Consider the following 19,473-nt stretch of genomic DNA (forward strand, 5'->3'; position numbering starts at 1 on the left):
CTAGCGCTGCAGCAGGCGCTTTTCGGCGTCGCCGCCGGCGCGCACGAAGGCGATATTGGCCGAAACGACCTCGGCGGCCGTCTTGGCGTTGGTCGTGGCGGCCGCGCCGGTCGCCTCGTCGATCATGTAGGCCTTGAAGCCGGCGTCGGCGAAGGCCTTGAACCATTGGGCGGGGGTCTGGCCAACGCGCTTCAGGTGTTCCGGACCGAACTCGGCGACGATGGCCAGGTCCTTGTTCTTGGCGATCACGCCCGACATGCCGGCCAGGACGTCCAGCTCAGCGCCCTCGACGTCGATCTTGACCACGTCCATGCGCTTGCCCGGCGCGACGTCGTCGAGGCGAACCACCTCGACCTGGACCGTGCGGGCCTCCTCGGCCTCGGGCAGGGCGTAGAGCGAGCTGTGGCCGATGATGTCGCTGACGTGGAAGGTCAGCTGGCCGGCTTCGGCGCCGACGGCCTGGTCACGGACCTCGACCCACGACAGGCCATTGAGATATTTCATCTTTTCCAGGTTCGAGCGCGGCGTGGCCTCGGGCTCGAAGGAAATGACCTTGCCGCTTGGGCCAGTGGCCCAAGCCATAAGCAAGGTCAGCATGCCGATATTGGCGCCGACATCGGCGACGATCATGCCGGGCTGCACCAGGCGGCGCAGCACGTCGCCGGTGCCGGGCTCCAGGCCCTTGCTGGTGGCGTTGGCCAGCATGGTCACGAAGGTCGGCAGGTTGCTCGGCGCCATGACATAGCCGTCGCGCATGCGGATCGCCGTCGACTCCGTGTCGTAGGCGATCAGCGGGCGAGCCTTGATCTCCAGCTCGTCGAAGCGCGGACCGAACAGGCCTGGGATGGCCTCGACCTGGTCGAAGGTGCGCTGGCTCTGGTCGAAGGTGCGCTGACCGAGGGCGAAGGTCGTCCGGCCAAGCTCGATGCCGTCCAGGATGTGAGATTGGATATGGCCCTGGTGGGTCTCGATCAGGCCTTGATGGGTCTCGATCCGGTCCTGTTGGGCCTGGAGCAGATCGACTTGCGCGCGCAGGCTCGCCGTACGGGCGTCGGCCTGCGAAATCTGCGCCGAAAGCGCGCGGGCCAGGGTGCTTTGCTCGGCCAGGATGGCCTGCAGCAGGTTCTGGGTGCGGACGACCTCGCCGCGCATGACGCGAAGTTCGTCGGAGAGGGCGTTGATGCCGGTCTGGGTGTTCCGAAGCTCGTGCTCGACGGAGGCTTGCAGGTAGCGGCGGGCATAGTCGGCGACACGGCCGAACACGGAGGAAACCAGGCGACGCGCCAAGTTGAACCGGCGACGTGGGGCAGGGCCGGAGGCGGGGGCAGGGCTGGGCGCCTGGGCGGCGTGCGGAGGTGGGGCCTCGTGCGCGGGCGCTGGGGAGGGCGTGTCCTTCATGACGGATTGGATCGCCAGATCCAGGCGCGCAGGTCTCACGTCGGTACTTCCTGGACGGGCGCGGGCGCCGCGTTCCGCTGATCTTGGAACGTGCGAAGCGCGCGAGCGCGACGCACGCCTCGTCTAGACCAGAATACCGCCATGGAGGAAGGAAGAATGATCCCCCACGAGATTGACCGAGCTACCGTCGAAGAAGGTGAAGGTGATGCTGGTCAGATGGTCGATCGCACCAGGGTCACTCAGGACGCGCGCGTCGTAGATGACGACCTGCAGGCCCGTGGCCATGATCTCGACGTCATGGGTGTGCGCGATGAAGTAATCGACGAACTGCTTGACCAGATCCTGGGACGCGAACCGAGGCGGGGTCGGCGTGGGGATGGTCGGCTGGGTGGGCGTCGGGTCGGGAATGACCGGGCTGCCGGACGAACCGCCCGTCGAGCCGCCATCCGCCAGGCCGCCGTTCGCGCCACCCGAAGAGCCGCCGCCCGCCAGGCCGCCATCCGTCGTGCCGCCGTCCGTCACACCGGAGCCGGTGTCGTGGTTGCCTGGGTCGGTCGTCGCGCCGCCCGTCGCCGGGGGCGGCGGGGCGACCACCGTGGGCGCATCGGGGACCTCGGTCGCCGGCGGAGCGACATCATAGTGCGTGCCGCGCGCGATGATGTCCGCCAGGGCGACCGGAAGCTTCTCGACCTCGATGACCGCGATCTGCTGCGGCGGGCCGTCGCCGACCGCGGCGCGCACCAGTTGCACCGCCTCGATGTTGAGGGCGTGGCTCCAGTCCATGCGGACTTCGATCGACCACTGGCCGGCCGTCGGGTCCGACGCGCGCGGCGTCAGGATTTCGAAGCCGGTGCTCGCGCCGCCATTGCCGCCGCCATTGCCGCCGCCGTTTCCGCCACCGCCGCTGACGGACAGTTCGTGCGCGGCCGGCATGGTCGACAGCAGGGCCATCAGCGACAGCACCGACGAGACCGTACTCGCGGGGGTGTTGTCGACCACCTGAGCGCGGCTGGGCGTCGCCACGAAGTTGGTTTCGCTAGAACCGACCACGGCGGTCGCGCCGGTGAAGTCCAGGCTCGCCGCGGCCGCGGCGATGGTGGCCGTGGCTTCGTGAGCCATCGGAGCCGCGCGGTAGTCCGAGGCCAGCAGAGCGGCCGCCAGCACCAGCACCGCCTGGTTGGCGGGCAGTTGGGCGGTGTCGTACAGGGCGTTCGACAGGGGAGCCCCCGTCGCGGTCAAGACGGCCGGACCGGAGCTGCTCTGCAGCAGGGCGGGGCGGTTGTGACCTGAACTGGCGTTCGTCGCGCCGGTCTCGGCCGCGCGCGCTTCGCCCGTCTTGAAGAAGGCGGTGCCGACCACGGCGATCAGCAGGGCGGCCGGGTGGATCGAGACGTTGGCGCCGCGCTCCTGGCGACGGATCAGCGGGTGGCGGGCCACCATGTTGCGGACCAGGGCCGAGAAATCGAGACCGCGCGCGATCTCTTCATAGGCCGGGCCGGCAATGATGTATTCGCCGTCGATGCGCGCGAAGTGGATAACCACTTCACCGTCGTCGGCGCGATAGAAGATGAACCAGGGTTCGTTCTCGTCGCTCAGGCCCCGATCGGTGCCGACGCGAATCCCAGCGCGGATGAGGGCGCTCTCTACACGGTAGAACTCTGCGAGTTCCTGTTGCGTCCAATCCGCATAGAACGCGCTCGGGCGTTGCTGACGCTGAAAGAACGAAATGACCTGTGCGACCATCCGGCGGACGCTTCCCCACGCCTGTTAACACGACCGGTTCCCAACCGGCGGTGCAAGGTTAAACGAATTAGTTCTCGCTGAACAGGATTTCGTAGGTGATCGGATCGTAGAACCGCATCAGCTCACGGACGAACGTCCGCTCGTTGAGCATCAGGGCCTGGGCCCAGTCGCGATAGCGATCCGGCGGGATGCGACCGCGCCCCGTCTCCAGCTGCGAGATAAAGGTATAGTAGTCGGCGCCGACCTTGGCCGCGAGCTGACGCTGCGAGAGGCCAGCGGCCTCGCGCACTTCCTTCAGCCAGCGACCGCCTTCTCGCCGAAGGTCCTGGACCTCCGGAGCGCTGCGACGTTGAGGATTGCCATACATTTCAATTACCTCGCGCTTCACGCCATGCACGAGGACGCGTTGTCGCGCCCCGCCCAGGATGAATTCACGCATTCTATATACAGCCATCCGAAGGGGGGTTCAAGGAACGCGACATAGGAATTTGCTGTACCGGTATGAAAAATGCTGTACGGCCCGCATTTCAGGTATTGTCGACGTATGTCGTTTGCTCTATAGCCCTCACTGCCCTCATGCGTGCTGATAAGTCGCGGGGGGGTGTGGGATTATCTTTGGGAGACAAGCCAGATGGCTTACACAATCACCCAGCTTCAGACGTTCTTCACGAACGCCAACGCTGGTACGGGCCCGACTGCAGCGCAGCTCGCCGGCCTGCAGGGCATCGCGAACCAAAATGCGACCGGCGCCCTGACCGATAGCGCGGCCCTGCAGGCCGTGATCAATCTCGGCTCTGACAACACCACCGCGGTCAGCATCGAGACCTACCAATTCTTCCTCGGCTTCGCGCCGAGCCAAGCCGGCCTGGCCGCTCTGAACGCCGCCTACACCGGCTCGGGCATCCAAGCGAACATGAACGGTGAAAACCGCTTCATCGCTCAGTCGATCTCGCTGGCTACCTCGAACGCGACCGCCAAGGCCGCCTTCTCGGCCGCTTACGGCGCGTCGGCCTTCGCTTCGACGGCTGACGCCGCTCGCGCGATGTACAACACGATCATCGGCAACGCGGCCGCTTCGGCCGCCGGTATCAACATCGACAACGCCATCGCGTTCCTGACCAGCACCGCTTCGCTGGCCTATTACAACGCTTTCGTGAAGGCGAACGTCCCGGGCCTGACCGGCGCTGACGTCGAGCTGGCCGTTCGCGCCGCCATCGCCGGCGAAATCATGTACGCCGCCACCAGCTACTCGCTGAACGGCGCTTCGTACCTGGGTTCGTACGCCACGGCCACGAACAACCTGCTGCTCGACCTGGTCGCCGACGGCGTCCTGACGGCCAACAACGCCGCGGGCATCAACATCTTCACCAGCTACGGTTCGGGCTCGGATCCGACGGCGGGCAAGATCGTCGATCTGACCGTTTCGGCCACCGACATCCTGGCCGGCACGAACGGCAACGACACCTTCATCGGTCAGTGGGGTCAAACGACCACGCTGCAAGCTTCGGACAACATCTCGGGCGGTGGCGGCACTGACGTCCTGCGCGTCGTGACCGACGTCAACCCGACCGGTGGCAACGCTGGCTTCGCCGCCAACGTCCAAGGCTTCACGGTCGCTGGCGTTGAGGTTCTGGAAGTCCAGGCTCAAAACGGCAACGGCACGACCCTGGGTCTGGAAAACGTCGACGTCGCTCTGACCACCGTTCGTTCGAGCTCGTCGAACTCGGGCCTGATCGTGAAGAACGTTGGTCAGATCGTTGAGCTGCAAGTCGCCAACGCTCTGAACAACGCCGCTCTGACGATCGCCTACAAGGCGGCCGCCGTCGCTGGTGCGGCTGATGTCCAGAAGATCGCTCTGAACGGCAACGCCGTTGGCGTGATCACGATCGGCACGAACACCGACAACCTGGCTGGCGTTGGCAACACCGGCATCGAAAGCGTCGCCATCTCGTCGACCGGCGCGGCTTCGACCGTCACCGGCCTGAACACCGACGCCACGACTGTCTCGGTCACCGGTGACAAGAACCTGACGATCACCAACGCTCTGAACAACACCGTCGGCACCGTCGACGCTGGTGCGTTCACGGGCAACCTGTCGGTGAAGTCGGGCGACTTCGGCGCGCTCAACACCCTGGCCGTCACGAGCGGCACGGGCAACGACACGCTGGACGTCTCGAACCACTCGGGCAAGGCCAACGTCTCGGCCGGCGCTGGTGACGACACGATCCTGCTGGGCGGCTTCTACACCGGTGACGACACCGTCGCGGGCGGCGCTGGTTCGGACACCGTTTCGGCTACGGGTATCGGCACCGTCAACGGCGCCAAGGCCTTCGCCAACACGACTAGCGTCGAGACCCTGGCCTTCACCGCTGCCACCAACGGCACGCTTAACGCCGGCGCCTACAACGCCACGTCGAACGCGACTGGCACCGGCGCTCTGGCTGCGGGCATCACCACCTACGACTTCCAGGACGGTACCGCTGGTAACGTGACCCTGAACAAGGTGGCTGACGCTTCGACGATCAAGCTCAACCACAAGGCCGCCACCGGTGGCTTCGGTGGCGCTGACTCCCTGACCGTCACGCACAACACGGACACGGCCGCTGACTCGCTGTCGATCGCCGTCACCGTCGACACCGCTGACTCCTTCATCGGCGCGGTCACCATCGGCGACGTCGAAACGCTGAACCTCTCGGTCACCGACAGCAGCACCGCTGTCGCCGTGAACGAAGTGACGCTCGGCACGCTGACGGCTGGCGACCTGACCACGATCAACATCACCGGCAACGGCAAGGTTGATTGGGACAACAGCTGGATCAGCACGGGCGCCATCACGACCGTGAACGCCGGCACCAACACCGGTGGCGTCAAGATCGCGCTGGACGACTCGGACGACGTCTCGGCCGCTACGGCCCAGAACGTTTCGGTCACGACCGGCTCGGGCAACGACACGATCTGGCTCGGCGACGGCAACAACCACGGCGCTTACACCGTTGTCACCGGCAACGGCGACGACACCGTGACGATCGCTTCGGCCGCGGCCGCTAGCGTGACCCACACCATCACCGCTGGTAACGCCACGACCGATACCCCGGACGTTCTGCGCGGCAACATCACCGTCACTGGCGGCGCCAACACCAAGTCGGTCATCACGGCTGGTTCGGGTGGCTGGACCATCAACACGGCTGCTGGCGCTGACAGCATCACGACGGGCGCCGGCAACGACGTCATCAACTCGGGCAATGGCAATGACACCATCTCGTCGGGCGCTGGTGACGACACCATCACCGTCGGCGTGGGCGTGGTCAGCATCGACGGTGGTGACGGCGACGACACCTTCAACTTCACGTCGGGCGAACTGACCTCGGCCGACTCGATCACGGGCGGTGCGGGCAACGACAAGCTGGTTGTGACCGGCAGCGCTACGATCAACGACTCGGCCTTCAACAACTGGGCCGGCGTCGAGCAACTGACGGTTGGCGCCACCTCGTCCGTGACCATGAACGCCATCGCTAACGCGAAGTCGTTCACCACGGTCAACCTGGCTGGCGGCACCAACACCGTGAACCTGGGTGAAGGCTTCACCAACGGTCTGACGATCAACCTGGCAGCCGGCAACGACACCGTGAATGCCACGACCGCTCCGGGCGCCGTGACGATCAACGCCGCTGTCGCCAACGTTGACCTGAACGACTCGCTGATCGGTGGCACCTCGGCCAACGACGTGCTGAACCTGAAGGCCGGCGCTGGTACGGCGAACCTGACGGGCGTTCGTGCGATCGAGACCGTGAACATCACGGTCGGCGCTGCTGCTGGTGACGATGCTATCGTCGACATCAACAACGACGCTGTGATCGCCGCTAACGGCACGCTGACGGTTTCGGCCGCCGCGCTGACCAACGCTGGCGCGACCCTGACCCTCGACGGTTCGGACATCGTCACGGCTACGAAGAAACTGGTTGTCACTGGCGGCGCTGGCGCTGACACCGTCTACGGCGGTGCGGGTGCTGACACCATCAGCGGCGGCGGCGGCGCCGACGTCCTGTTCGGTGGCGCTGGTGCTGACGTCCTGGCTGGCGGCGCTGGCGCCGACAAGTTCACGTACTCGGCCCTGCTGCAATCGGCCGCCACGACCGTCGACACGATCACCGACTTCGCCACCGGCGTTGACACGGTCGTCATCGACACGAGCCTGCTCCTGAACGGCGCGACCGCGCTGAAGTTCGGCGGTAACTTCTCGAACTTCGGTTCGGCCCAGGGCGGCACGCTGGCCGGCGGCACCGACGCTGAATACGTGTTCGACAGCAGCACCAACACGCTGTGGATCGACACCAACAACGACGGCACGCTCAACGCCAACGATATCCAGATCAAGCTGACGGGCGTGACTTCGATCACGGCTGGCGACGTGGTTCTGGGCGCTGTCCTGAGCTCGCTGACCACCCCGAGCCTCACGGTCGCTGGCGCGGCCGGCGTGACGACGGGCTATCACCTGGTTGATACGGCTGCCGCCCTGGCCGCCGCTCCGGCCGCGACCCTGAATGGCGCGACCAACATCACGGCCACCACGGCCGCGACCGTTGCTCAAGCCACGACGATCGACGCCGCGACCAACACCGGTACGAACACCTACGGTCTGGGTGATACGGCTGCGAACCTGGCGGCGGCTCCGGCCGGCGTCGCGAACGCCGCCACCACGATCAACGCGACCACGGCGGCTACCGTCGCTCAAGCGGGTTCGATCGAGGCCTTCACCAACTCGGGCGCCAACACCTACGCCATCCAAGACACCGCTGCGAACCTGGCTGCGGCCGGCAACGCTCCGCTGGCCCTGGCTACCCTGGGTGTCAGCGCCAGCACGAACGCGACGCTCGCTCAGTCGGTCACCATCGACGGCTTCGCCACCAACGTGACGTACAGCGTGGTGGATACGGCTGCGGTTCTGGCCACGGCCACCGACGCTCAGATCGATGAACTGAACGGCGGCACGGTCACGGCGAGCAACAACGCCACGGTGGCTCAATCGACCGCGATCGACGCTCTGGCGACGACCGTGATCTACTCGGTCTCGGATACGGCTGCGAACATCGCTGCCGGCGGTAACGCCGTCATCGACGAAGCTGTCACCGTGACGGCCAACAACGACGCTACGGCTGCTCAAGCGACCACCATCGCTGGCTTCGCCACGGCCGTCGTCTACAACGTCAACGACACGGCCGCTAACCTGGCCGCCGCCGCTGGCGCTGGCCTGAACGAAGCTGTCAACCTGACCGCCTCCACGGCTGCCACGGTTGCTCAAGCGACGACGATCGACGCCGCGACGAACACCGGTACGAACACGTACAACATCAACGACACGGCCGCTAACCTGGCTGCTGCCGGCAACACCATCCTGGCCACGGCCGGCACGGTGACCGCCAGCAACGCGGCGACCCTGGCCCAAGCCATCACCATCGATGGTTACGCCAAGGCCGTGAGCTTCAACGTGTCCGACACCGCTGCGACCCTGGCCACCGCCACGAACGCTGACCTCGATGAGGCTGGCACCGTGACGGCGACCACGACGGCTACGGTTGCTCAGGGCACCGCCCTCGACAACCTGACCCACGCGGTTGTGTTCTCGATCACGGATTCGGCTGCTGCTATCGCCGCCGCGACCAACGCCAACCTGGACGAAGCCACTTCGGTGACGGCCAACACGCTGGCCACTGGCGCTCAGGCCAACACCATCGCTGGCTTCGCCACCGCCGTGACCTTCAACACTCAGGACACGATCGCTGGCCTGGCTGGCAGCCTGACCGGCGCCAACCTGACCGAGGCTCGCGCCGTTGGTCTGGTGGAAGCTTCGGACAGCAGCGCCAACTTCGCCACGGCCCTGACCAACGCTGACCCGAATCTGGCCTATGTCCAGAACTCGGTCGAGCAGGCCACGGTCACCGGCGGTACGCTGACGGTTAACGCCCAACAGTTCACGAACTTCGTGGCTGGTACGGTTGTCCTCAACTCGACCAACACCGTGGTCGTGTCGGGTGACGCCGCGGGCGCTCTGGGCACCCTGACGAACTACGGCGGTAACAACGCCATCGTCCTGGGCGCTTCGGCTGGCACCGATGCTTACACCGTCAACCTGGGCACCTCGGGTCTGACCAGCATCGCGCTGAACGGCTCGGGCAACCACAACGTGACGGCTGCCGCTGCTACGATCGAAACCTTCACCCTGGAAACGTCGTATGACGGTGGTGTGGCCATCCAAGGCCTGACCACGGGCGACAAGGTCGACCTGAGCGCCGGTAACGTCGGCGGTGGTTCGCTGGCCACGCAAGTGACCAACGTTGGTGACGTTGACGCCAACGGTGAGTACCACATCGCTGGCGGCGTCCTGACCTGGTGGAACGGTGCGGCCACCGAGTCGATCGCTCTGGTCGGCGTGACGAACGTCCTCGTGACGGGCGCCACCACGGTCCAAGTCCTCTAAGACGAACAAGCAAGGGGGAGACGGCACACCTTCTCCTCCGACCTTGATCTCCGTCTTACGGATATCTGGAACCCCATCTCTCCTCGGGGAGATGGGGTTTCTTTATGGGCGGCATTTCGCGAGGTCGGTGCGCCGCCTTTGCAGGCCGCGCCAGGATGGCTAAGTTCCATCATCGATAGCCGTAACGCCTATCGCCCCTGCGGCTTCGCCAGCGGGGGCTTTTTCATGGCGGCAGCCAAAGGTGTGCGTCTCCATGAACATCCTGTTCGTCCACCAGAACTTCCCCGGCCAGTTCAAGTTCCTGGCGCCGGCGCTGGCGGCGGGCGGTCATGCGGTCATGGCCCTGACCCCGCGCAAGTTCGAGACCCGCGAATGGCAGGGCGTGGCCTTGCGCACCTATGCCCTGACCCGGGGGACGACGCCGGGCGTGCACCCGTGGGTCGGCGACTTCGAAACCAAGGCGGTCCGTGGCGAGGCCTGTTTCCGCGCCGCCTTGGCGCTGAAGGCCGAGGGCTACTCGCCCGACGTGATCGTGGCCCACCCGGGCTGGGGCGAGAGCCTGTTCCTCAAGGAGGTGTGGCCCGAGGCGCGCCTGGGGATCTATGGCGAGTTCTTCTATGCGCCGACCGGCCAGGACGTCGGTTTCGATCCGGAGTTCCTCAACGCTGATCCCGGCGACGCCTGTCGGATCCGCCTGAAGAACCTGAATTCGCTCATGCACTTCCAGGTCGCCGACGCGGCGATCAGCCCGACCGAGTGGCAGGCCAGCACCTTCCCGGAGCCGTTCCGGGAGCGGATCAGCGTCATCCACGACGGCATCGACACCGCGGCCGTGGCCCCGAAGCCGTCGGCCAATCTGACCCTGAATGGCGACCTGACCCTGACGCGGGACGACGAGGTCATCACCTTCGTCAACCGCAACCTTGAGCCCTATCGCGGCTACCACATCTTCATGCGGGCCCTGCCCGAGATCCTGAAGCGCCGGCCCAACGCGCGGGTCCTGCTGGTCGGCGGCGATGGCGTCAGCTACGGAGCCAAGGCCCCGGCCGGGAAGACCTGGAAGGACATCTTCGCCGCCGAGGTTCGCCCCGCGATCCCGGATGCGGACTGGGCGCGCGTCCACTTCCTGGGCAACGTGGCCTACCAGCACTTCATCCCGCTGCTGCAGCTGTCGCGGGTCCACGTCTACCTGACCTATCCCTTCGTGCTCAGCTGGAGCCTGCTGGAGGCCATGAGCGCGGGCTGCGCCATCGTCGCCAGCGACACCCAGCCGGTGCGGGAAGCCATCGTCCACGACCAGACCGGCCGCCTGACGGACTTCTTCAATGTCGGTCAGCTGACGGACGAGGTGTGTGGCCTTCTTGCCGATTCCGAAGCTCGCGAGCGCCTTGGCGCGGCCGCGCGACGGTTCGCCCAGGAACACTACGATCTGGAGACCGTGTGCCTGCCCCGCCAGTTGCAATGGGTTGAGTCGCTGGCCAACTAGAGCCGCCTCGAACCACCGACTAGGGGTGACATCGAGGGCGCGGAATACCGGGCGCAAAGGGCAATTTGTCTTGGCGCCCTGAAAAGGAAATCCGAGGCTCGTGAATTCCGCCCCATTTTGGCCTTGTTATTTCAGGTTTTGATACACTTTTCCCCTAGAGGCAAAGCTGTCACAACTGAGAGGTTACTTTGCGGTGTCGGGAATAAGGCGGAGTATTGGTGGCCTTGCATTCGAACACGGAAAGTGATTTAGCAGGCCACCGCTGCCTCCGTCGCGCGGCCGGGGCGTCGCGAATGTCCGTCGGGGTGACAGATACGCGCGTCACGTGTAGTCGTTAAGGCTCGAAATGCTATTCAATCGCTCTAACGCCAAGCCTACCATTCTGGATCAGGCCGTAGGTGTTGCGAAGCCGGCGGTCATGACCGCCATGGTCTTCAGCTTCTTTATCAACATTCTGGCGCTGGTCAGCCCGCTCTACATGCTGCAGGTCTATGACCGCGTGCTGTCGAGCCGGAACGTCATGACCCTGGTCATGCTGACGCTGATCTGCGTGTTCCTGTTCGTCGTCTACGGCTTCCTGGAAGCGCTTCGCACCCAGGTGCTGGTGCGCGGCGGCCTGAAGTTCGACGCCAAGGCGCGGGACCCGATCTTCAAGTCGGTGCTCGACTCGACCCTGACCCGGCGCGGCGCCGGCGGTCAGGCGTTCCGCGACATGGATTCGGTCCGCGAGTTCATGACGTCGGGGCTGATCGCCTTCACCGACGCGCCCTGGACGCCCGTCTTCATCATCGTCTCCTGGATCCTCCACCCGTATTTCGGGATCCTGGCGATCATCAGCTGCATCGTCATCTTCGTCCTCGCGGTCATGAACGACCGCGCGACGAAGGATCCGCTGGGCATGGCCACCATGGCCTCGATCGCCGCCCAGAACGACGCCAGCTCGACGCTGCGCAATGCCGAGGTCATGAAGGCCATGGGCATGTGGGGCGGCCTGCAAGCCCGTTGGCGCGTCCGTCGGGATGAGCAGGTGGCCTGGCAGGCCGCCGCCAGCGACTCCGGCGGCGCCGTGATGTCCGGCATCAAGTTCTTCCGCCAGGTCGTCCAGACCCTGATCCTGGGCGGCGGCGCTTATCTCGCCATCCAGGGCAAGATCACCCCCGGTTCGATGATCGCCGGCTCGATCCTCGTCGGTCGCGCCCTGGCGCCGATCGAAGGCGCGGTCGGTCAGTGGAAGGGCCTGCTCAATGCGCGCGGCGCCTGGGACCGTCTGCAGACCATGCTGCGCGAGCAGGCCGCCCAGGTCGAGCCGATGCCGCTGCCCGAACCGCGCGGCGTGCTGTCGTGCGAAGCCGCCTCGATCACGCCTCCGGGCGCTCAGGCCCCGACGATCCGTCAGGTCAGCTTCCGCGTCGACGTCGGCACCTCGCTGGCCATCGTCGGTCCCAGCGCGGCGGGCAAGTCCTCGCTGATGCGCGGTCTGGTCGGCGTGTGGCCCTGCGTGGCCGGCGTGGTTCGCCTGGACGGCTACGACATCAAGCAGTGGGATCCGGAAAAGCTGGGTCGTCACATCGGCTATCTGCCGCAGGACATCGAGCTGTTCACCGGCACGGTGGCGCAGAACATCGCCCGCTTCACCGAGTTCGAGTCCCAGGACATCATCGAAGCGGCCAAGCTGGCCGGCGTGCACGAGATGGTCCAAGGCCTGCCGCAGGGCTACGACACGCCGATCGGCGAAGGCGGCGCCTCGCTGTCGGGCGGTCAGCGTCAACGGATCGCCCTGGCGCGCGCCGTGTTCAAGCTGCCGGCGCTGCTGGTGCTGGACGAGCCGAACGCCAGCCTGGACCAGACCGGCGAACAGGCCCTGGTCGAGGCCTTCAAGGGCCTCAAGGCCGCCAAGCGCACGGTCATCTACACCACGCACAAGCTGAACCTGCTGGCTCAGGCGGACTACATCATGGTCATCAACGGGGGCGTCATCTCCGACTTCGGCGAGCGCGATCCGATGCTGGCCAAGCTGACGGGCGCGGCTCCGCCGCCTCCGCCGCCGACGCCCATCAAGAGCGCCAACTGATCCGCTGATAGAGTTCAACGGCCGCCCCTGTGGCGCGCCTCTTAGGCTAGAAAATATGCAGCCGCCGAAGATTCAACGTCCGACGGACAACTACAACCGCGTGGCCCGTATCGGCTATGCGATCATCGCCTTCACCTTCGTGGGGTGCCTGGGGTGGGCGGCTTTCGCGCCGCTCGACAGCTCCGTGAACGCCCAGGGCGTCGTCTCGGCCGAGGGGAACCGCAAGGTGGTTCAGCACCTCGAAGGCGGCATCCTCAGCAAGATCCTGGTCCACGAAGGCCAGAAGGTGAAGGCTGGCCAGGTCCTGTTCGAACTGGATCCGACCCAGGTCGACGCCGCCGCCGGCATCACGCGCAGCCAGTATGTGACGCTGAAGGCGATGGAAGCCCGCCTGGTCGCCGAGCGCGACCAGCGCGCGGTCATCAGCTTCCCCGCCGACCTGACCGGCCAGCGTTCCGATCCGGTCGTGGCCCGCGCCCTGGCCGACGAGGAATCCCAGTTCATCGAGCGTCGCCAGACGATCGCCGGCCAGGTCGACCTGTTCAATGCGCAGCGCGATCAGTACCAGAGCGAAATCCAGGGCATCGATCGCCAGACCGAGAGCCTGAAGAGCCAACTGGGCTTCATCGAGGACGAGCTGGGCGACGTCCGCAAGATCTATGACAAGGGCCTGGTGCCGCGTCCGCGCCTGCTGGCGCTGGAACGTGAACAGGCCTCGCTGTCGGGCAGCATCGGCCGCCTCGCCGCCGACCGCGCCAAGGCCACGCAAGGCCTGAGCGAAACCCAGCTGAAGATCCGTCAGGTCAAGCAGCAGTTCTTCGAGGAAGTCAGCCAGCAGGTCGCCGAGACCCGGGTGAAGCTGGCCGAGGTGACCGAGAAGGAAGCCGTGGCCTCGGACGCCAAGCGCCGGATCAACGTCCTGTCGCCGGTCAGCGGCACGGTGCAGAACCAGCGCTTCTTCACGGAGGGCGCTGTCGTCCGTCCGGCTGAGCCGATGGTCGAAGTCGCGCCGGACGATGAGGCTTTCATCATCCAGGCTCACTTCCAGCCGACCGACGTGGACAACATCCGCCCCGGCATGATCACCGAAGTGCGCCTGCCGGCCTTCCACTCGCGGGAAATCCCGATCCTGAACGGCAAGATCGTGTCGGTGTCGCGCGACCGCCTGAGCGATCCGGAAGGCAAGGTCGTCTACTTCCTGGCCATCGTAAACGTCGATCTGAAGCAGCTGCCGAAGGAAATGCGCGCCAAGGTGACCGCCGGCATGCCGGCCCAGGTCATCGTCAAGACCGGTGAGCGCACCGTCCTGCAGTACCTGCTCTCGCCGCTGCGCGACACCATGCGCACTACCATGCGCGAGGAGTAGTCGCGGATTTCAAGAACCTGATTTCGCTCGCTTTTCGGAAAGCGGTGATCGACGACGAAAAGTCGCCGGCGCCGCTTTCCAATCGCCTCCAATAGTGTAGTCAGAACCCTTCTTTCTTACTGGAGTCGATGAGAGCGTGGCGAAGACGGCTTTGATCACCGGGGTCACCGGTCAGGATGGCGCGTATCTCGCCAAGCTGCTGCTGGAAAAGGGCTACAACGTCCACGGCATGCTGCGTCGTTCGGCCTCGGCCGACGTCATCGGCGACCGCCTGCGCTGGATCGGCGTCTATGACGACGTCCAGATGGAACTGGGCGATCTGCTGGACGCCGGCGGCCTGGCGCGTCTGATGCGCCGCCTGCAGCCCGACGAAGTCTACAACCTGGCGGCCCAGAGCTTCGTGGGCGCCTCGTGGGACCAGCCGCACCTGACCGGTCAGGTCACGGGCCTGGGCACGACCAACATGCTGGAAGCGGTGCGCCTGGAGTGCCCGCAAGCCCGCTTCTACCAGGCCTCGTCGTCCGAGATGTACGGCCTGGTGCAGCACCCGGTTCAGTCCGAGAAGACCCCGTTCTATCCGCGCTCGCCGTACGCCGTGGCCAAGATGTACGCCCACTGGATGACGGTGAACTATCGCGAGAGCTTCGGCATGCACGCCTCGGCGGGCATCCTGTTCAACCACGAGAGCCCGCTGCGCGGCATCGAGTTCGTGACCCGCAAGGTCACCGACGCCGTGGCCGCCATCAAGCTGGGTCAGCAGAAGACCGTAGATCTGGGCAACCTGGACGCCAAGCGCGACTGGGGCCACGCCAAGGACTATGTCGAGGCCATGTGGCTGATGCTGCAGCAGGAAACGCCGGACGACTACGTGGTCGCCACCGGCAAGACCTGGACGGTCCGCGAGATGTGCGAAGTGGCCTTCGCCACGGTCGGCCTGAACTATCAGGACCACATCACGATCAATCCGAAGTTCCTGCGTCCCGCCGAAGTCGATCTGCTGCTGGGCGATCCGACCAAGGCCAAGGAAAAGCTGGGCTGGGAGCCCAAGATCACCATGCAGGACCTGATCGCCGAGATGGTCGAAGCCGACCTCGCCCGCCGGTCCAGGAACTGATGAGGGCCGGCGTCGTCATCATCGGCGGCGGCGGCCACGCCAAGGTGGTCATCGAAAGCCTGCGGGCCTCCGGCAAGGCGGTGGCGGCGGTCGTCGACGCCGACCCGACCCCGCGCGAGGTCCTGGGCGTCCCGGTCGTCGGCGACGACCTGGCGCTGCCGGGCCTGAAAGAGCAGGGGCTTTCCGAACTGTTCGTCGCCATCGGCGACAACCGGCTGCGCGAGAAGCTGGGTCGCAGGGCCCAGGGCCTGGGCTTTACCCTGGTCAACGCCATCCATCCTTCCGCGATCGTCTCGCCCTCGGCGAAGGTCGGGCAGGGCGTGGCGATCATGGCGGGCGTGGCGATCAACGCCGACAGCCAGGTCGGCGATCTGGCCATCATCAATACGGGCGCGGTCGTGGATCATGACTGCCGCCTGGGCGCGGCCTGCCATCTGGGGCCCGCCTCGGCCCTGGCCGGCGGCGTGACCGTCGGTGAGCGGGCCTTTCTCGGCGTCGGCGCGCGGGCTATTCCCGGCGTGACGATCGGGGCGGACACCACTGTCGGCGCCGGCGGCGTCGTGGTGCGCGACCTGCCGGACGGCGTCCTGGCGGTCGGCGTACCCGTGAAGATCAAAGGAGAGCGTTCTTGAGCAGCCTGCCGCGGATTTCCGTCGCCCAGCCCAGCCTGGACGGCAACGAGCGCGACTACGTGCTCGAGTGCCTGGACTCGACCTGGATCTCGTCGGCTGGCCGCTTCATCACGGACTTCGAGAAGGCCTTCGCCGACTATTGCGGCGTCAAGCACGCCATCACCTGCAACAACGGCACGACGGCCCTGCATCTGGCCCTGGTGGCCATGGGTATCGGCCCGGGCGATGAAGTCATCATCCCCAGCCTGACCTACATCGCCTCGTGCAACGCGGTGACCTATTGCGGCGGCACGGTCGTGCTGGTCGACAACGACCCGCGCACCTTCAACGTCGATCCGGCGGCGATCGAGGCCAAGATCACGCCGCGCACCAAGGCGATCATGCCGGTCCACCTGTACGGCCAGGTGGCCGACATGGATCCGATCCTGGAGATCGCCAAGAAGCACAACCTGATGGTTATCGAGGACGCGGCCGAGGCCGTGGGCGCGACCTACAAGGGCAAGATGTCCGGCTCGCTGGGCGACTGCGCGACCTTCAGCTTCTTCGGCAACAAGATCATCACCACCGGCGAAGGCGGGATGATCACCACGAACGACGACGAGCTGGCCAAGACCATGCGGTTGTATCGCAGCCAGGGCATGGATCCGAACCGCCGCTACTGGTTCCCGGTCGTCGGCTTCAACTACCGCATGACCAACATCCAGGCCGCCATCGGCCTGGCGCAGCTGGAGCGTGTCGACACGCACCTGGCCGCCCGCGAGCGGGTCGTGGCCTGGTACGAAGAGAAGCTGGCGCGCCTGGGCAACCGGGTGATCAAGCCGTACGTCGAAGAGACTGGCCGCCACGTGTTCTGGATGTACACCGTGCGTCTGGGCGAAGGCCTTTCGACCTCGCGCGACCAGGTGATCAAGGACCTGGAAGCCCTGGGCATCGAGAGCCGTCCGGTGTTCCACCCGATGCACGCCATGCCGCCCTACGCCCACCTGGCGACCGGCGACCTGACCAACGCCGAGGCCTGCGGCGCGGATGGCCTGAACCTGCCGACCCATGCCGGCCTCTCCGAAGCCGACATCGATCGCGTCGTCGCGGCGCTCGACAAGGTTCTGGTCTAGGCCATGCGCATCGTCCTGCTGTCCTCGATCGTGCCGTTCATCAACGGCGGGGCGCGCTTCATCGTCGAGTGGCTCGAGGAAAAGCTGCTCGAGGCCGGCCACGAGGTCGAGCGGTTCTACCTGCCGTTCGTCGATGAGCCGACCGAGATCCTGCACCAGATCGCCGCCTGGCGCATGATGGACCTGACGCAGTGGTGCGACCGGGTCATCTGCTTCCGGCCGCCGGCCTATGTGGTGGATCACCCGAACAAGGTGCTGTGGTTCATCCACCACATCCGCACTTTCTACGACCTGTGGGACACGCCCTATCGCGGCATGCCGGACGATCCGCAACACCGCGCGATCCGCGACAACCTGCGGGCCCTCGACACGCGCTCGATCGCCGAGAGCCGGGCGGTGTTCACCAACTCGCAGGTGGTCGCCGACCGCCTGAAGACGTTCAACGGCCTGGACGCCACGCCGCTGTATCCGCCGATCTACCAGCCGGAGCGCTTCACCCACACCGGCTATGGCGACGAGATCGTCGCCATCTCGCGCCTGGAGCCGCACAAGCGCCAGGCCCTGATGATCGAGGCCATGGCGCATGTGAAGACCGGCGTGAAGCTGCGTCTGGCCGGCACCGCCTCCAGTCCGGAATATGGTCGCCAGCTGCTTCAGCGCGTTCGCGAGCTGGGCATCCAGGATCGCGTCATCCTCGAGGATCGCTGGATCACCGAGGACGAGAAGGCGCAGATGCTGAAGGAAGCGCTGGCCATCGCCTACCTGCCCAAGGACGAGGACAGCTATGGCTATCCGTCCCTGGAAGGCGCGCACGCTCGCAAGCCGATCATCACCACGACCGATAGCGGCGGGGTGCTGGAGCTGGTCGAGCATGGCCGCAACGGTCTGATCAGCGAACCCGACGCCAAGGCCCTGGCCGAGCAGTTCGACCGCCTGCACGCCGACAAGAAAGCCGTGGCCAAGATGGGGACCGCGTCCCTGAACCGCCTCGCCGAGATGAAGATCGACTGGAGCACCGTCGTGGATCGGCTGACCGCATGAAGGTGCTCGTCGTCAACAACGCCGCCCCGTTCCAGCGTGGCGGGGCCGAGGAACTGGCCGACCACCTGGTTCGCCGCCTGAACAGCACTCCTGGTGTTCAGTCGGAGCTAGTCCGCGTTCCTTTCACGTGGGAGCCCGCCGAGCGCCTGATCGAGGAGATGCTGATCTCCAAGGGCATGCGGCTCTACAACGTCGATCGCGTGATCGGCCTGAAGTTCCCGGCCTATCTGATCCCGCACCAGCACAAGGTGCTGTGGCTGCTGCACCAGTTCCGCCAGGCCTATGACTTGTCCGAGGCTGGCCAGAGCCACCTCGATTTCGACGAGACGGGCAGGGCGGTGAAGACCGCGATCCGCGAGGCCGACAACGCCTGCTTCGCCCAGTGCCGCAAGATCTTCTGCAACTCGCCGGTCACCCAGAACCGGCTGATGAAGTTCAACGGCGTCGCCAGCGAGGTCCTGTACCCGCCGCTGAACGACGGCGAGCTGTTCATCGGCGGCGAGTACGGCGACTACGTCTTCGCCGGCGGCCGGGTGGCGGCGGGCAAGCGCCAGCACCTGCTGATCGAGGCCCTGGCGCTGCTGCCGAAGGGCCCGCGCCTGGTCATCGCTGGTCCGCCGGAGAACCAGGCCTATGCCGATCGCCTGACCAAGCTGGTCGAGGACCTGGGCTTGAAGGATCGCGTCGACCTGCGGTTCGGCTTCCATCCGCGCGCCAACATCGCACGCTGGGCCAACGACGCCCTGGCCTGCGCCTATCTGCCCTTCGACGAGGACAGCGTGGGCTATGTGACCATGGAGGCCTTCGCCTCGGGCAAGCCGATGTTGACCGTCACCGACTCTGGCGGCCTGCTGGAAATCGTCAGCGAAGAGACGGGCGCGATCGCCGAGCCGACCCCGGAAAGCTTGGCGGAGGCGCTCAATCGTTTAACGTCTGATAAGACACGAGCGTTAACCCTAGGTGGCGCCGCGCGTAAACTCTGGCGCGACAAGAATGTCACATGGGAAGAGACGGTTCGCCGTCTTCTTGATTAAG

12 protein-coding genes are annotated in these 19,473 nt (G+C 65.8%); 9 read left to right on the plus strand and 3 right to left on the minus strand.

The genetic code is table 11. From position 1 onward, the window contains the following. The 3 genes from AC07NN_RS11835 to AC07NN_RS11845 all read right to left on the minus strand — a co-directional run bounded on the left by AC07NN_RS11835 (position 1) and on the right by AC07NN_RS11845 (position 3,508). Positions 1 to 1,263: an FkbM family methyltransferase gene (locus AC07NN_RS11835; RefSeq protein ID WP_494640901.1), complete on the minus strand. Its 1,263-nt coding sequence runs from the start codon at positions 1,261 to 1,263 to the stop codon at positions 1 to 3. 258 nt (positions 1,264 to 1,521) lie between these two features. Next, on the minus strand, positions 1,522 to 2,940 hold the full coding sequence (locus tag AC07NN_RS11840; RefSeq protein WP_494640903.1) for a hypothetical protein: 1,419 nt from the start codon (positions 2,938 to 2,940) through the stop codon (positions 1,522 to 1,524). Positions 2,941 to 3,208: 268 nt separating this feature from the next. Next, positions 3,209 to 3,508: a helix-turn-helix domain-containing protein gene (locus AC07NN_RS11845; protein WP_494641907.1), complete on the minus strand. Its 300-nt coding sequence runs from the start codon at positions 3,506 to 3,508 to the stop codon at positions 3,209 to 3,211. A gap of 264 nt (positions 3,509 to 3,772) precedes the next feature. On the opposite strand from AC07NN_RS11845, the gene AC07NN_RS11850 reads away from it, so the two are divergent. The 9 genes from AC07NN_RS11850 to AC07NN_RS11890 all read left to right on the plus strand — a co-directional run bounded on the left by AC07NN_RS11850 (position 3,773) and on the right by AC07NN_RS11890 (position 19,472). Next, the gene (locus tag AC07NN_RS11850; protein WP_494640905.1) at positions 3,773 to 9,616 is read left to right on the plus strand and encodes a beta strand repeat-containing protein; all 5,844 of its coding nucleotides are present in this window, start codon (positions 3,773 to 3,775) and stop codon (positions 9,614 to 9,616) included. 253 nt (positions 9,617 to 9,869) lie between these two features. Beyond that, on the plus strand, positions 9,870 to 11,102 hold the full coding sequence (locus AC07NN_RS11855) for a glycosyltransferase family 4 protein (protein ID WP_494640907.1): 1,233 nt from the start codon (positions 9,870 to 9,872) through the stop codon (positions 11,100 to 11,102). A 346-nt stretch (positions 11,103 to 11,448) separates the two neighbouring features. Then, positions 11,449 to 13,173: a type I secretion system permease/ATPase gene (locus AC07NN_RS11860; RefSeq protein ID WP_494640909.1), complete on the plus strand. Its 1,725-nt coding sequence runs from the start codon at positions 11,449 to 11,451 to the stop codon at positions 13,171 to 13,173. A 55-nt stretch (positions 13,174 to 13,228) separates the two neighbouring features. Continuing rightward, positions 13,229 to 14,539 (plus strand): HlyD family type I secretion periplasmic adaptor subunit, encoded by a 1,311-nt coding sequence (locus tag AC07NN_RS11865; RefSeq protein WP_494640911.1) that lies wholly within the window; start codon positions 13,229 to 13,231, stop codon positions 14,537 to 14,539. Between the two features lie 136 nt (positions 14,540 to 14,675). Beyond that, positions 14,676 to 15,653 (plus strand): GDP-mannose 4,6-dehydratase, encoded by a 978-nt coding sequence (gene gmd, locus AC07NN_RS11870; RefSeq protein ID WP_494640913.1) that lies wholly within the window; start codon positions 14,676 to 14,678, stop codon positions 15,651 to 15,653. Then, positions 15,653 to 16,285, plus strand: a complete 633-nt coding sequence (locus AC07NN_RS11875; protein WP_494640915.1) for an acetyltransferase — start codon at positions 15,653 to 15,655, stop codon at positions 16,283 to 16,285. Before gmd ends, AC07NN_RS11875 begins: the two co-directional genes overlap by 1 nt. After that, the gene (locus tag AC07NN_RS11880; protein WP_494640917.1) at positions 16,282 to 17,397 is read left to right on the plus strand and encodes a DegT/DnrJ/EryC1/StrS family aminotransferase; all 1,116 of its coding nucleotides are present in this window, start codon (positions 16,282 to 16,284) and stop codon (positions 17,395 to 17,397) included. The genes AC07NN_RS11875 and AC07NN_RS11880 overlap by 4 nt, the downstream gene beginning before the upstream one ends. A 3-nt stretch (positions 17,398 to 17,400) precedes the next feature. Continuing rightward, positions 17,401 to 18,438 (plus strand): glycosyltransferase family 4 protein, encoded by a 1,038-nt coding sequence (locus AC07NN_RS11885; protein ID WP_494640919.1) that lies wholly within the window; start codon positions 17,401 to 17,403, stop codon positions 18,436 to 18,438. Further along, complete coding sequence (locus AC07NN_RS11890) at positions 18,435 to 19,472, plus strand: glycosyltransferase family 4 protein (protein WP_494640921.1); 1,038 nt, start codon at positions 18,435 to 18,437, stop codon at positions 19,470 to 19,472. Before AC07NN_RS11885 ends, AC07NN_RS11890 begins: the two co-directional genes overlap by 4 nt. The last annotated feature ends 1 nt before the right edge of the window (position 19,473 follow it).

The organism is Caulobacter sp. GW821-FHT09H08 (assembly GCF_059415885.1).

Coding starts and splice junctions, on each gene's coding strand:
- AC07NN_RS11845 (WP_494641907.1), bottom strand. CDS start 3,508: ATGTATGGCAATCCTCAACGTCGCAGCGCTCCGGAGGTCCAGGACCTT.
- AC07NN_RS11890 (WP_494640921.1), top strand. CDS start 18,435: ATGAAGGTGCTCGTCGTCAACAACGCCGCCCCGTTCCAGCGTGGCGGG.
- AC07NN_RS11865 (WP_494640911.1), top strand. CDS start 13,229: ATGCAGCCGCCGAAGATTCAACGTCCGACGGACAACTACAACCGCGTG.
- AC07NN_RS11860 (WP_494640909.1), top strand. CDS start 11,449: ATGCTATTCAATCGCTCTAACGCCAAGCCTACCATTCTGGATCAGGCC.
- AC07NN_RS11875 (WP_494640915.1), top strand. CDS start 15,653: ATGAGGGCCGGCGTCGTCATCATCGGCGGCGGCGGCCACGCCAAGGTG.
- AC07NN_RS11885 (WP_494640919.1), top strand. CDS start 17,401: ATGCGCATCGTCCTGCTGTCCTCGATCGTGCCGTTCATCAACGGCGGG.
- AC07NN_RS11855 (WP_494640907.1), top strand. CDS start 9,870: ATGAACATCCTGTTCGTCCACCAGAACTTCCCCGGCCAGTTCAAGTTC.
- AC07NN_RS11850 (WP_494640905.1), top strand. CDS start 3,773: ATGGCTTACACAATCACCCAGCTTCAGACGTTCTTCACGAACGCCAAC.